The sequence below is a fragment of the Saccharopolyspora sp. NPDC002376 genome (assembly GCF_053593195.1).
Map to the genome: position 1 here is coordinate 49,464 of NZ_JBSFBZ010000012.1, position 12,602 is coordinate 62,065.

At 68.1% G+C, this 12,602-nt stretch carries 14 protein-coding genes and 1 pseudogene; 5 read left to right on the forward strand and 10 right to left on the reverse strand.

Annotated elements, in window-relative coordinates; all coding sequences use genetic code 11:
• Nucleotides 1-162 precede the first annotated feature (162 nt).
• From ACWCO2_RS11205 to ACWCO2_RS11215, 3 genes and pseudogenes are all read left to right on the forward strand, one after another.
• Entirely contained in the window at nucleotides 163-777 is a 615-nt protein-coding gene (locus ACWCO2_RS11205; RefSeq protein ID WP_450127590.1) for a mycothiol-dependent nitroreductase Rv2466c family protein, read from the forward strand.
• 177 nt (nucleotides 778-954) lie between these two features.
• Nucleotides 955-1,221: pseudogene (locus ACWCO2_RS11210) on the forward strand (aldehyde dehydrogenase family protein); the annotation flags it as partial.
• A 62-nt stretch (nucleotides 1,222-1,283) separates the two neighbouring features.
• On the forward strand, nucleotides 1,284-1,937 hold the full coding sequence (locus ACWCO2_RS11215; protein ID WP_450127591.1) for an endonuclease V: 654 nt from the start codon (nucleotides 1,284-1,286) through the stop codon (nucleotides 1,935-1,937).
• A 25-nt stretch (nucleotides 1,938-1,962) separates the two neighbouring features.
• Here ACWCO2_RS11215 and ACWCO2_RS11220 read toward each other — a convergent pair whose 3' ends face one another.
• The 10 genes from ACWCO2_RS11220 to ACWCO2_RS11265 all read right to left on the reverse strand — a co-directional run bounded on the left by ACWCO2_RS11220 (nucleotide 1,963) and on the right by ACWCO2_RS11265 (nucleotide 11,494).
• A complete protein-coding gene (locus tag ACWCO2_RS11220) occupies nucleotides 1,963-2,550 on the reverse strand; it encodes a hypothetical protein (RefSeq protein WP_450127592.1) in 588 nt (195 codons plus the stop codon).
• Nucleotides 2,551-2,739: 189 nt separating this feature from the next.
• The gene (locus ACWCO2_RS11225; RefSeq protein WP_450127593.1) at nucleotides 2,740-2,937 is read right to left on the reverse strand and encodes a hypothetical protein; all 198 of its coding nucleotides are present in this window, start codon (nucleotides 2,935-2,937) and stop codon (nucleotides 2,740-2,742) included.
• A gap of 72 nt (nucleotides 2,938-3,009) precedes the next feature.
• Nucleotides 3,010-3,168, reverse strand: coding sequence for a hypothetical protein (locus ACWCO2_RS11230; RefSeq protein ID WP_450127594.1), 159 nt, complete (start codon nucleotides 3,166-3,168; stop codon nucleotides 3,010-3,012).
• 150 nt (nucleotides 3,169-3,318) lie between these two features.
• Nucleotides 3,319-3,765 carry a hypothetical protein gene (locus ACWCO2_RS11235; protein WP_450127595.1) on the reverse strand — a complete coding sequence of 149 codons (447 nt, stop codon included), beginning with the start codon at nucleotides 3,763-3,765 and terminating at the stop codon, nucleotides 3,319-3,321.
• Between the two features lie 58 nt (nucleotides 3,766-3,823).
• Nucleotides 3,824-4,135, reverse strand: coding sequence for a hypothetical protein (locus ACWCO2_RS11240; protein WP_450127596.1), 312 nt, complete (start codon nucleotides 4,133-4,135; stop codon nucleotides 3,824-3,826).
• A gap of 106 nt (nucleotides 4,136-4,241) precedes the next feature.
• Nucleotides 4,242-8,945 (reverse strand): WXG100-like domain-containing protein, encoded by a 4,704-nt coding sequence (locus ACWCO2_RS11245; RefSeq protein WP_450127597.1) that lies wholly within the window; start codon nucleotides 8,943-8,945, stop codon nucleotides 4,242-4,244.
• Nucleotides 8,946-8,959: 14 nt separating this feature from the next.
• A complete protein-coding gene (locus ACWCO2_RS11250; protein ID WP_450127598.1) occupies nucleotides 8,960-9,289 on the reverse strand; it encodes a WXG100 family type VII secretion target in 330 nt (109 codons plus the stop codon).
• Complete coding sequence (locus tag ACWCO2_RS11255) at nucleotides 9,286-9,861, reverse strand: YbaB/EbfC family nucleoid-associated protein (RefSeq protein WP_450127599.1); 576 nt, start codon at nucleotides 9,859-9,861, stop codon at nucleotides 9,286-9,288. Before ACWCO2_RS11255 ends, ACWCO2_RS11250 begins: the two co-directional genes overlap by 4 nt.
• 249 nt (nucleotides 9,862-10,110) lie before the next feature.
• Nucleotides 10,111-10,914 carry an MBL fold metallo-hydrolase gene (locus ACWCO2_RS11260; protein ID WP_450127600.1) on the reverse strand — a complete coding sequence of 268 codons (804 nt, stop codon included), beginning with the start codon at nucleotides 10,912-10,914 and terminating at the stop codon, nucleotides 10,111-10,113.
• A 112-nt stretch (nucleotides 10,915-11,026) separates the two neighbouring features.
• Nucleotides 11,027-11,494 carry a hypothetical protein gene (locus ACWCO2_RS11265; protein ID WP_450127601.1) on the reverse strand — a complete coding sequence of 156 codons (468 nt, stop codon included), beginning with the start codon at nucleotides 11,492-11,494 and terminating at the stop codon, nucleotides 11,027-11,029.
• Between the two features lie 114 nt (nucleotides 11,495-11,608).
• Here ACWCO2_RS11265 and ACWCO2_RS11270 point away from each other — a divergent pair, with 114 nt between their 5' ends.
• Together ACWCO2_RS11270 and ACWCO2_RS11275 are read left to right on the forward strand one after the other, a co-directional pair.
• Nucleotides 11,609-12,079: a ribose-5-phosphate isomerase gene (locus ACWCO2_RS11270; RefSeq protein ID WP_450127602.1), complete on the forward strand. Its 471-nt coding sequence runs from the start codon at nucleotides 11,609-11,611 to the stop codon at nucleotides 12,077-12,079.
• A 3-nt stretch (nucleotides 12,080-12,082) separates the two neighbouring features.
• Nucleotides 12,083-12,397 (forward strand): hypothetical protein, encoded by a 315-nt coding sequence (locus tag ACWCO2_RS11275; RefSeq protein WP_450127603.1) that lies wholly within the window; start codon nucleotides 12,083-12,085, stop codon nucleotides 12,395-12,397.
• The last annotated feature ends 205 nt before the right edge of the window (nucleotides 12,398-12,602 follow it).

The following is a 12,602-nucleotide window of genomic DNA, read 5'->3' on the forward strand; positions in this document are numbered from 1 at the left end:
GGCGCAGGGAATCAAATCACGTCCGCGCGCGGGCGCGCGTCCTGGTGGGTGCGGCGCGGGCGCTCGGCGTGTCGGGAAGATAATCGCTCTCACCGGGGTTCATACCCAAGGCGGGGCGCGTCCGAACGTGCCCGCGAACGAACCACCCGATCTGGAGGCTGGATGTCTTCCGCTTCTCGTCCCCGCGTCGACTTCTACTTCGACCCCGCGTGCCCGTTCGCCTGGGTTTCTTCGCGCTGGATCCTGGAGGTGGAGAAGGTCCGCGACATCGACCTGCACTTCCGCGTGATGAGCCTGTCCGTGCTCAACGAGGGCCGCGACCTGCCGGAGGACTACCGGGAGCTGATGAACAAGGCGTGGGGTCCGGTGCGGGTGGCGGTCGCCGCTGCCAAGCACCACGGCGACGAGGTGCTCTCGCCGCTCTACACGGCGATGGGCACCCGGCTGCACGACCGCGGCGAGACGGACTTCGCGCAGGTCATCCGCGGCTCGCTGGCCGAGGCGGGGTTGCCGGCATCGCTGGCCGAGGCGGCGGAGAGCACCGACTACGACGAGGAGTTGAAGGCCAGCCACCACGGGGGCATGGACCCGGTCGGAGACGAGGTCGGCACCCCGACCATCCACGTCGACGGGGTGGCGTTCTTCGGCCCGGTGATCACCCGCATTCCGCGAGGTGAGGATGCCGCGAAGCTGTTCGACGGTGCGGTGGCGATGGCCGGCTTCCCGTACTTCTTCGAGCTGAAGCGGGCCCGCACCGAGTCGCCCCAGTTCGACTGATCAGGCGGCCGAAAATCGGCCGATCGGGTTTTTCCCGGTGTTCCCAGAACTTCCGGTTTCGGCTGGTTCGATTCACCGGTTCGGGGTGCCCTGCGACGTGACAGGCTCGGTGCGACGTCTGCTGTGTCGGATCAGGGAGGGTTCATGACAGCACCGAACACCGGCCACGTCATCGCGGTGCTGTCGATCCTGCCGTACCGCGACGAGAACGAGGCGGTGCGCATCGCCAACGCCACCGACTACGGCCTGGCGGGCGCGGTGTTCGGCTCGGAGGAGCGCGCGCTGGCGGTGGCCAAGCGCCTCCGAACCGGCCAGGTCGACGTCAACGGCGGCCGCTTCAACCCGAACGCCCCGTTCGGCGGCTACAAGCAGTCCGGCAACGGCCGCGAGTTCGGCCGCCACGGCATCGAGGAGTTCCTCGAAACCAAGTCGATCCAGCGCTGAGAGGTCGTGAGTGCGAAAGCCGGTGGGAGCCGGTTTTCGCACTCACGACTACGATCGACGACGTGATCCGCGACCTGCACGAGTGGCCGAAGACGGAGGCCGAAGCCGTCGCGATCCAGGAGCGACTCCGCCCACTGGTCCGCCTCGACGAACCACCGGAGATCCGCAGGGCAGCGGGCCTGGACGTGGCGTACCGCGACGAGGACGAGATCGTCGCAACGGTGACGGTGCTGGACGTCGCGACGTTGTCTGTTGTGGACAGTTCGGTCGTGCGCGGCAAGGTGGATTTCCCTTACATTCCAGGCCTGTTCGCCTTCCGCGAGGCGCCATCCTTGTTGGCCGCATTGGCGGAGCTGTCGGTGCTACCGGACGTCCTGGTCTGCGACGGCCAAGGCCTGGCCCACCCGCGCCGCTTCGGCCTCGCCTGCCACTTGGGTGTCCTGACCGACCTCCCGTCGATCGGAGTGGGCAAGACGGCCATGGGCCGCTACGAACCCCCAGCCGAAGACCGAGGCGCCTGGTCACCCCTCCACCAAAACGACGAAGTCGTCGGCAGAGCCCTCCGCACGCAACGCGGGGTGAAACCGGTATTCGTCTCGGTAGGCCACCGCTACACCCTCAACGGCGCCTGTGACCTGGTCCTCCGCTTGACCCCCAAGTACCGCCTCCCAGAAACAACCAGAACAGCAGACCACCTCGGCCGAATGCAGCCCTGAGCCCACCAGGGAGCTGCGGCTGGCCTCACTGGACTCGGCGTTGCGCCTCGTACCGGTCGTAGATCGACTGCTGATGGTCGTCGATCTTCATCTGCAGCCACTCCGGGACGTGCGCTCGATCTCGTGGGAACGCGTCCAGGTCCTTGATGATCGCGATATCGGTGAACTCCGGACCGTAATCTGGTTCGAGATCGAAGTTGAAGCTGGCGGAGTACTCGCCAGGTGGGGCGATGGTGATCCGAGCGGACAGCCAGGTTCCCCGGCCTCTCTGGTACATCTCCGCCCGCAAATCGACGAGCGCGCGGTCCACTCCCGGTGGCAGCTCGATGTTCGGCGCCGACCTGTCTTGCACGGCGACGGTGAACCGGATGTCGACCGCGTCGGCGGCGATGACGGCTGCGAGCTCGAGACGACACCATTCAGCCGGAGCTGCCCCGATCAACTGTGCGCCGACCCATTCGGTGATCAGATCATCTCGCGAGACCCACCCAACCGCGGGGCTGGGGACGTCGCCGTGGTTGGTGGTCAGGCTGTACGCCGGTCGGATGGAGATCTCCTCGCTCGGCTCATCGACCTGAGCATGATCCGGCGGAATGTGATCCGGGGTGGACATCAGCGCTTCTCCTCACGTCGTCAATGCCTTCGAGGTGTGGCATCTCCGGTCATGCGGGTCGATCATCCCGCGGTTTCCCACGTCACGTTGCCGACGGCGTCGAAGCCGCGACGGCGGAGGATGCGGCGACGTCGCTGAAAATTCCCTTTGCCGGCCCGGCCATCGATGCGTTCCGGTCGTTTCGTTCCGCTAGCTGAGTTCTTCGCGGAACCACTCGGGGATGTCGTCTTCCGAGCGGGGGTACCGCTCCAAGTCCAGTTTGAAGTCCGCGGCGGGCGCTTCGCCCCAGTCGGGGAGGTTCCGGTAGTTGTACTGGACCTGGAAGTTGTGGGGCGGGTCGATGATGAACCGCATGGAGAACCAAGTGCCCCGTCCTTCGCTGTACATCCCGTGACGGAGCTTCTGGAAGAAGAACCACACATCCTGCGGCGGATCCCAGAGCTTGAGGGTGCCGTTCGGTTAGCGGACCCCGACCGCGACCAGGACGTGATCCCCGACCTGGCGGTAATCGATGATCAGCTGCTGCCAGCCCGTCGGCAGCACCTCGATCAAGAGCAGCGTCAGATCGCCCAACAGCGCGTTCTGCTCTTCCGGGCTGAGTTGTAGGCGAGCGGTCACGGTTCCAGATCTCCTGCCATCGCAGGGTCTTTCCGACAGCTGATCTCCATCAACACTGAAGGGGGCGCTTGGGAGGTTGACGTGGTTCGAGCCGATCGCTTTCGATGGTGTCTCATCCCTCGCATTGCGATCGGCCGCGACTGCGTGCGGTTAGCTCGACTTGGCTTGCGCGAGCTTTTCTTTGAACCACTCCGGCATGTGTTCGTCGTCGCGGGGGAAGAAGCGCTGTTCATCCGCGAATTCGGAAGCCGGGCGCGGCTGGAGCCAGTTCGGTTCCTGCTCGCGGTCGTACCTGATCGCGTACCGGTTCGGTTGGGCGAGCTGGTACGTGCACGAGAGCCAGGTGCCGAGATTCTCCTGGTACATGCCTCCGCGGAGTTTGATGAGGAGCTGCCAGATCGAGCCAGGGGTTTCCCACTGCTGATGGCTACCGTCGGGCAGGACGACAGCGGCACCACCCTCGATGTGGTTGCCAACGCCCATGTACTCGATGACGATCCGCTGCCAGTTCGCCGGTGGTGCAGCGAGGATGATGTTGGTGATTTCTTGCAGGATCTCTTCTTGCTCGACGGGGCCGAGCTGCTGGGGCTGAGTCATGGCTCGGTGGTTCCTCTGCTCGTTGGCGTTGGTCGGGGCGTCCTGCTGCCGGCGTAGCCTAACTGGCGCCCTGACCGCCGGAGTGCTCTCCGGTTTCCTGCTGGAGGATCCGTTCCGCTTCGGTGAGCTCGTCCCGAAGCCAGGGGCGGATGTACTCGTCGGATCGAGGGAACACGTTCAGGTCTGCCAGGAAAACGGTTGGTGGGACGCTCGGCCACCATTCGGGATCATCGTCGAAGTTGAACTCGATCTCAGCCGAGTTCGGCTTCGAAATGCTGAGTACGGCTGAGAACCAGGTTCCGCGGTCTTGTTCGTACATCATTTCCCGCAACTGCGTGAAGGCGCTGTCGACACCATTGGGGTTGGACATCCGGAGTCCCTTCCCGTCGGCGCCTCGCACGCTTATGTTGAACTGGTTCATCATCGTCGACATCAGCGCTTTTACCCGAATTGAAGCCCAGCCTTCGGGGGCGTTCTCAGCTAGCAGGTCGATTATCCGGGTGCAGATGCCTTCGGTCCTTGAATGGAGTTTGTTCCCCGTAGTTGATAGGTGGAACATTTGGGAACGTCCTTTCAAAGGTTTCCGAGGATCCGTCGGCCTTTTCGATGGTCCACTGGAAGGTTACCTTGTCGGGTACCCCGTGCCCGCCACGCTGCATTCCGACCTGGACTTGGCTGACGATGCTGTCTGGTGGGTTCTGGGCCTGTCCGAGTTCTCTCTCCACCCTGCGCCAAGACGCCGGGTAGGTGTAGCCGTCGCGAGCGTTCCCGCTGTTGGACGCTGCCATCTGCGGGAACATGTTGATGAACTCGCCGGGGCCGCCCATCTCGTTGGCGGCCAGGTGGCCGCCTGCCCACTTGACGTACTCGTACGGGCCGACCTCGCCGTCCTCGCCCTTGAACCGGGTGTACCCCTGTTCACGAGCTCGCTTCTGCGCGTCCTCGTGATCGGCACGGCTCGTGTCGTCTCGGCGATCATTAACGGACTTGAACTTCTCGTTCGGCGTGCCCGTCATGGACGTGGAGTAGCCGTCCTTGTCGGTGTTGAAGATCCACCGATTATCGACCTTGTATTGCGCATTCGGTGCAGGGTGGTTGAGGTCGGGGTTGAAACCGTCCGTCTTGTTCCCGGAATTGGCCTCGACCCATTTGATATTGCCATGGCCGTCGGTGTAGAAGTCACCTCGGCCAGGAATGCTGTAGTGCGCGTTCGCTGCGAGCGGCTGGCGGTTGACCAGGGGTTCCTTGTCGCCCAGCGGATCCCTTAGGTGTTCTGGTCCGCGAGGGTCTGGGAAGGGCGTGTCAGAGAACGGGCCGTGGTCATCGCGATCGAACCGGGCGAAGCTGTTCGGGTCCGTTCCAGCGTGGGTGGTGCGTTCTTCGACTGTTGGGCGAGTGAAGTCCTCGGGTGGGTCTACGTGCCGAACTTGCATCGCATTCGGCGTCGGATCGTATGGCGGCCCAACTCGCGGGCTTTGAGAGTCATCGGCCGTGTCCGGCTCGCCGTTTCCGTTGTTGTCGCCCCGTGCCTCGGCGTCGTCGGGGCGTTGGCCTGGGTCTTCTCCGTCTCGGGAGGGGTGGAAGCCGTCGTTGCTGGCTGGGGTTTGGGTTCCGTCGGGGTTGTGGGTGTCCCAGCCTCCGTTCGGGGGCCAGCCCGGGCGGCCGTCGGGGCCTCTGTCGGAGGAAAAGACCCGGCCGTTGCCGTCTGTCCAGGCCAGGCCCCGGGGGGCCGTTACCGGGACGCCGAGCTCTCGGGAGAGGTCTCGGGCGAGGCCGCTGGTCCCTGCGTCGCAGGAGAGGAGACGGATCGGCTTGCCGTCCCAGTTCGGGTCTCGGCGGAGCATGTCCGCGAATTCCTGGGGGCTGAACGTGCGGTCGCCGATTCGGACTCGGCCGTCGGGCAGGGCGTGCGCGTCGACCGTGTGGTGGACGCCGTCGTCCGGCACGCGCTGCGCGAGGTCGCGCATGTTCGGGTCGGTGTGGAACGACGAGCCGCCCGGGGTGGTGTCGCGGTGGGCTTCGGCTTCGTCGATCTGCTGCTGGCGTTCCGGCGTGCCGGGCTCGGCGTCGCCGTCGCGGTGCTGGTCGGTGTCCTGGTGCTTGTCCGGAGCGTCCGAGTCCGGCCGGTGCTCGGGGCTGTCCGGCCCGTCCTTCGGGCGCGTCGCTTCCGGGCCGTCCTGGTGGGGGCGCTTCGGGTCGTGAGTGCCACCTGGGGCGTCCGGGCGCGTGCCCGTCGGACGGGTGCTCTGCGGGTCGGGCGTGCGTTGGTTGCCCGCGGACGTTGCGTCGGGGCGGGACGTGGTGTCCGGTTTCGGAGTCGTGCCGTCTGGACGCGGCGTGGCCGAGTCGGGTCGAGGCGTGTTGGTGTCCGGTCGCGTGCCGTCCGGACGGGGTGTGGCCGAGTCCGGGCGCGTGCTGTCGGGGCGTGTTGATCCGTCCGGGCGGGGTGCTGCTCCGTCGGGACGTGTTGGGTCCGGTCGAGTGCTGGTCCCGTCGGGCCTCGACGTGCCTTCCGGCCGGGATCCGGGGCCGTCGCGGTGCGGCGGTCCGTCCGGACGTGCCGGGGCGCCATCAGGACGGGGAGTGGATCCGTCGGGCCGGGACGGGCCGTCTGGACGTGGTGCCGTTCCGTCCGGCCGTGTCGGACCGTCTGGACGGGGCGATGCGCCGTCGGGGCGTTGGGGGCCTGGGCGTGGTTGTCCGCCATCCGGTCGGGCGCCAGGGCCGTTCGGGTTTTGCGACGGGCCTGCGCCCGGGGTGCGCTGGGGCGGGACGCCCTGGCCTCCCGTTGGCGCGTCGTGCGGACGGGTCGGGGCGTTCTGCGGGGCCGCTCCGCCGCGGGGCGCTGCAGTGGTCGGACGCTCCGGGGTGCGGGAACCGTCGGGGCCCGTCGGGCGGCCTCCGTCCGGGCGGGAGCTCGGGCGACCGGAGTCCGGTCGTGCTCCGGTGTCGCCGCCGGCCGGGCGGCTTGGTGCGCCTGCTGCGCCGGGCGTGCCGGAGGTGCCGGTCCAGCCGCCTCCCGATCCTGGGCGGTTGCTTCCGCCGCCCGGTGCGCCGCCGGCTGCACCTCCAGCCATGCCGCCACCGCCCATGGCGCCGCCACCCATGGCTCCGCCGCCGCTGCCTGCGGAGCTCGACTGGTCGCCGCGCGGTGCGCCGCCCGTCGGCATCGGCCCGGCCATAGTGGGAGCTCCACCCGCCGGTGCATCCACATTGGACGAAGAAGTGCTGGCGGGTGTGCTTGGGGAACGTTCCGCGTCGAGGTGCGAGCCGGTTCCTCCGCCGCCTCCCTGCGGGATTCCGCTGCCTGCGCCGCCACCGCCGTGTGGGGCTCCGCCGCCTGCGCCGCCACCGCCTTGCGGGATACCGCCGGCTCCGCCGCCACCCTGGGGCGTTCCGCCGCCGCCCTGCGAGGTTCCGCTGTCCGTGCCGCCGTGCGTGGCTCCGCCGGCCGGCGTGGTGGAACCTCCGCCGTTGGGCGAGGAATCGCCCCCTCCGCCGCTCGAATGGCTGCTGCTCGGGGTCTCGCTGCTGGACGTGTGGCTCACGCCGCCGGTGTCCGGTGTGCTGCTGCGCGGCGTTGCGCCGCTGTCGCCGGATCCGTGGGAGCTGCCTCCGGAGTCCACATGGGACTGTCCGGAACCGACTGGTGTGCTGTGGGAATCCGGCGAACTGCTCGACACCGTGTCCGGTCGGGACGAACTGCCGTGCGAGGAGCCGGAATCGCCTCCGCCACCGGACGTGCTGTGCGACGAACTGGAATCGCCTCCGCCACCCGGGGATCCGTCGCCGTGCGAGCCCGATCCGCCGGATGCCGAGACGGGCGGACCGCCGTCGGAGTGCGAGCCCGAACCACCGGAGCCGCCGTCGCCTGACACAGCGCTGGAGCGACCGGACGGGCCGCCGTCCGAGCCGGTGCCGCCCTCGCTGGAATGCGTGCCCGACGGGTTCGTGCTGGTGGGCCCGCCTTCACTGCCGAAGCCACCGCCGCCGTCACCGCCGGATCCCGAGCCACCTTCGCCACCGGACCCGCTGCCGTCTTCGCCGCCGGAGCCGTGGCCGCCAGAACCACCACCGTCTCCGCCGCCCGACCCGGACCCGGAGCCGCCTTCGCCGCCGCCGGAGCCGGGCCCGCCGCCTTCACCGCCGCCACCGGAGCCATTTCCGCCGGACCCGCCGCCGCTGGTGTCGGGGACGTCGACGTCGCCTCCTCGGCCGAGGGCTTCGCCGCCCGCGCCCATCCCGGCGCCGGTCACGCCGCCGGAGAGCGCGCCCTTGCCGACGTCTCCCCAGTCGATCTTGCCCTCGGTGATCAGCTGCTCCGCCGCACTGCCGACCGCGCCTTCGGCGGCGCCGAGGGCGCCTTCCTTCAGCGCCGTCTTGCCGAGCGTCTTCGCGGCGCTCTCCGCCGCTTCGCCGGCGGCGTCGCCCACCGCGTCGCCCGCTGCGCGGCCCGCGGTGGTCGCCGCGTTGCCCGCGGCATCGCCGACGGCTTCGCCTGCCTGCTTGCCGACCGACTTGCCCACGCCCTCGAACACGCCGCCGACGGCGCCGCCGATGGCGCCGGAGATCGCCGCTTCCTTGAACTTGCCGCCGTCGAGGCCGTCGCGCTCGCCGGAGGCGATCTGCACGCCCTGCACCGCGAACTCGATCGCGACCGAGGTGGCGATCTCGATGGCGACGTTCTTCAGGATGCTCATGACGAGCTGCTTGAAGATCTGCATCACCACAGTGCGGGTGACCGCTTGCGCGGCGGCGACGCCCGCGGTCGAGGCGCCGAACGTGACCGGGGCGGCCGCGATCATCGCCGCGATCTGGATGGCCAGCGCGATCAGCGAGGCGATGATGGTCAGCTTGGTGTGCTCGACGTCCAGAGCCGCGTCGTCGCAGGCCTTTGCCAGCTTCTCGCAGGCTTCCTTCAGCTTCGGCAGCGCTGCTTCGCCGCCGTCGCCGATGTCCTTCCACAGCTCGGCGAACGCGTCGGAGGTCTGCCCCTCCATCGCGCCTTTGGCCTGCTCAGCGCCACGGTTGGCGGCGGTGTTGACGCCTTCGATCCCGTCTGCGGCGGCGCGCCAGGCGTCGGCCATGCGGCGCATCGCGTCTTCGTCGCCTTCCGGCCAGGACTCGCCGACCACGATCGGCAGCAGCCACTTGACCTCGTCGGGCATTTCGATGCTCACGAAACATCCACTCCCTACGAGGGCATGTTGGAGCCGGACTTGCCGATGTCCGCGGCCGAACCGGAATCGCTGGACTCGGTGTCATCGGCGGTGGCTTTGAGGTTGTCGTCGATGTCGCCGAGGGCTTTGACGACCTTCTTCAGACTTTCGAAAACGCTGTCGCGACCCTTGGTGTAGTCCCCGGCGAACTTCTGCCCGGCTTCGTCGTCGCCCCAGCACTCGCCTTCGCCGTCGAGCGCGGACCTGAGGGTGTTCACCACCTGCTCGAGGTCGTTGCCGGAGTCGCCGATCTTCTTGCCACCCGAGCGGATCTCCTCGGGCTCCATCCGCATCTGGTCGCTCATCGGCGGCCCCCTCGCCGGCTGTTCTCCCACTCCCAGTCGTCCCACTCGTCATCGGGCTTGGTGCGCACCTGCGGCGGCGGCGCACTGTTGCTCGCCGGGGTGGTGGAGTCCTCGGCGCGCCGCTGCTGGCGTTCGACGTCGGGGTTGGGCGGCTCGACCAGCGGTCCCTGGCGCAGCAGACCGGCCAGGGACGGGACGCCGGGGACTTCCGGAACGTTCGAAACGTCGGCCAGCGGCGCGAATTCGGACTGCAGCTGCCGCTGGGCGGTGCCCGCGGCCTCCCGGATCACGCTGGTGATGCTGCGCGCGAGCTTCTCGGGGGTGGTGCGTTCGAACGCCTTCGGTGACAGGGCCAGTTCCTGCACGGTTCCGGTCGCGTCCACCCGGACGGTGACCATGCCGTCATCTGAGGCGACCTCGAAGGTCTGCTGCGCGGCGCTGGACTGCTTCTCCTGGATCTCGGCGGTGCGGCGCCGCAGATCGGAGAGCATGTTGTCGATCTGGTCCCGAAGCACGGCGTTGCGCGCGGCCAGGTCCTGGCGACCCGCGTCGAAGTCGTCCCGTCCGGACATGCTCGATCTTCACCTGTCCTTCGCCCGTCGAACCCCCGCGAACCGGGGGAGCGGTTTGCTGGCGCGTTTAGAGAAGAATGACGTTCGCGTTATCGGATTCGTGCCCCGGGATCCCGAAATGACGCCGAATGGCCCAGCGAAATGTCCTGTTGGCCTAGCGTTTTCGGTGCTTCTGCGCGCTCTGCCGGTTCTTCGGCGGCCGCGAATGTGATCTATGGAACAGTCGTTTTGCGGGCGGACTGTCGCGTTTCAGGTTCGGCTCAGCGCAGTGCGCGTGGTGTCGGCAGGGTAGGGCGAGAGGCGGAGGGCCTGTTCCTCGGGGAGTTCGCCGGCTCGGTGCTCGCGGCAGAGCTCGGCGATGGTGGCGAGTTCGTCGCGTTGGGTGCGGACGAAGTCCGGGGCGACCGGATTTCCGTGGCCCGGCACGACCGCGGTGGGGGAGATCGCCAGGATCCCGTCCACTGTAGAGGGCCAGTGCTCTGGGTGGGCGTCGCCGAAGTCTGGCGGAGCGCCCTGCTCGACGAGATCTCCCGCGAACACGACTCCGGCGTCGGGAACTGCGATGACCAGGTCGTGATCGGTGTGCCCGAGGCCGAGGTAGCGCAGTTGCGCGGTTCGGCCGCCCAGGTCCAGGTCGGCCCGCTCGGACACCAGGTGGTCGGGCTCGGTCGGTGTCGATTCGGCGAGCGCATCGGCGATGTCGTCGGAGCCTTCGCCGCGGTAGTGCGCGACCCACTCGGCGCGCTGCTGGTTAGCGGTCGCGGCGAGGAAGCCGGGGCAGCGCTCATGAGCCCACACCGGGGCGGGCAGGAAAGCGCTGGTGCCGAAGCAGTGGTCGAAGTGGGCGTGCGTGATCGCCACCTGCCACGGCAGCGCGGTGATCTCGCGGACCGCAGCGGCCAGCTCGGAGCCCTGCGCGTGGTCCCCGCGGGTGTCGATCACCAGGACGGACTCGGCCCCGACCACCAGACCGATGGACAGATCGAGCTCGGCGTAGCGCCGCACGAACACGTCCGGGCCGACTTCTCGCAGTACCGCCTCTCCGCGATTCACAGCGGTGGTTCCGTGGGGGATTGATCTTGCGTTTTCGGGGTTTCTTGTGGCCGGTCTGCGTCACGGTCCCCTGAGGTGCGGTTGAGCACGGCTTGGGTTGTGACAGGACTGCTCATGCCGCCTCCAGAAAACCGTCGCGCAGCACCGGTGCGGTCCGGCTGCTGTTCACCGCCGCGGCCACGGCGTCAGCATTGCGCAGACAACCTGTGAAAACGGTCGCGCCCGTCGCGGATGCCTCGGCGCACAGCGTCTCACTGTTCGGCGACGGCAACCCCAGTTTGACGTCTGCGATGGTGCGCAGCGACGACAGGCTCAACGACCAGCGATCGCGGCTGCGCGGCCCGGCCAGCACTGTTCCTTCCGGAACCGCGGTGTCGTGCGAGCGAAGGGGCAGCACACGTGCCCCGTTGGCAGTGGCGACTTCGGCGGAAGTGGAGAACGAGAGCACGTCGACGACCACCAGAACCGGAAAACCGAACATTGCGCGCAGGCCTGGCAAACCCCAATCCATGTGCACATCAACGCTGGTCATAGCCGGAAGCGTAGCCAGTGTCACAACCCCAGCCGTGATCAACCGCACCTCAGGGGACCGTGATGCAACTCAGCCACAAGAAACCCCGAAAACGCAAGATCGATCCCCCCCACGGAACCACCACTGTGAATCGCGGGGAGGCGGGTCTGTCAGACTGCCGACGTGCGCGTCTACATCGGCTCCGATCACGCCGGATACGAACTCAAGAACCACCTCGTCAAGTGGCTGACCGACAAGGGTCACGAAGTGACCGACATCGGTCCCGCGGAATACGACGCCCTGGACGACTACCCGCCGTTCTGCGTCGAGACCGCCCGCCGCGTCGTCGCCGACGAGGGCAGCCTCGGACTGGTCCTCGGCGGCTCGGGCAACGGCGAGCAGATCGCTGCGAACAAGGTCCCCGGCGCCCGCGCCGCGCTGGCCTGGAGCGTCGAGACTGCCAAGCTCGCCCGTCAGCACAACAACGCGCTGCTGGCTGGCGTCGGTGCGCGGATGCACACCGTCGAGGAGGCCGAGCAGATCGTCGAGGCGTTCCTGACCACCGAGTTCGAGGGTGGCCGCCACCAGCGGCGCATCGACCTGCTCTCCGACTACGAGAAGACCGGCCAGCCCCCGGCCCTGCCCGGCAACTGACCGATGGCACCAGCACGTCCCGCAGTGCTGACACCCCTGGTGGCGGTGACAGCGACGGTGGTCGGCGTGCTGGTGCTCTTCTTCGGGCAGCAAGCGCTCTCGCCCAAGCTCGTGGCGGCGCTCTGCCCCGCGCCGGACTGCGTGCTCGGCGTCGGCCTGTGGCTGACCGCCGGAGCAGCCCTCGCGCCGCTCGTCTCCCTGTTCGCCGGATTCGCGTTCCCGCGCCGCGACCGACCGATTCTCCGGGGGCTGCACATCGCCCTGTGGTGCGTGGGGGCCTACCTCGTCGAGTCCCTCGCGCTGTGGATCATCGTCTGAACCGGTCTGGCGAACTCGTTTTGCGTGGCGGTGCAGGTGGCGGAACCTCAGCGCCCGCCTGGACTGCGGGTGGCCAATGCACGGCGGATGGGCCGTCCTCCCCAGGCGAACGCTGAGAACCCGCGGCGGTGCAAGCGCCGAGGGCAGGCTATGCGCATTCGGCGCATCAAAGACAAAAGACCAAAACCAGGTTCAAAGGCAGGCT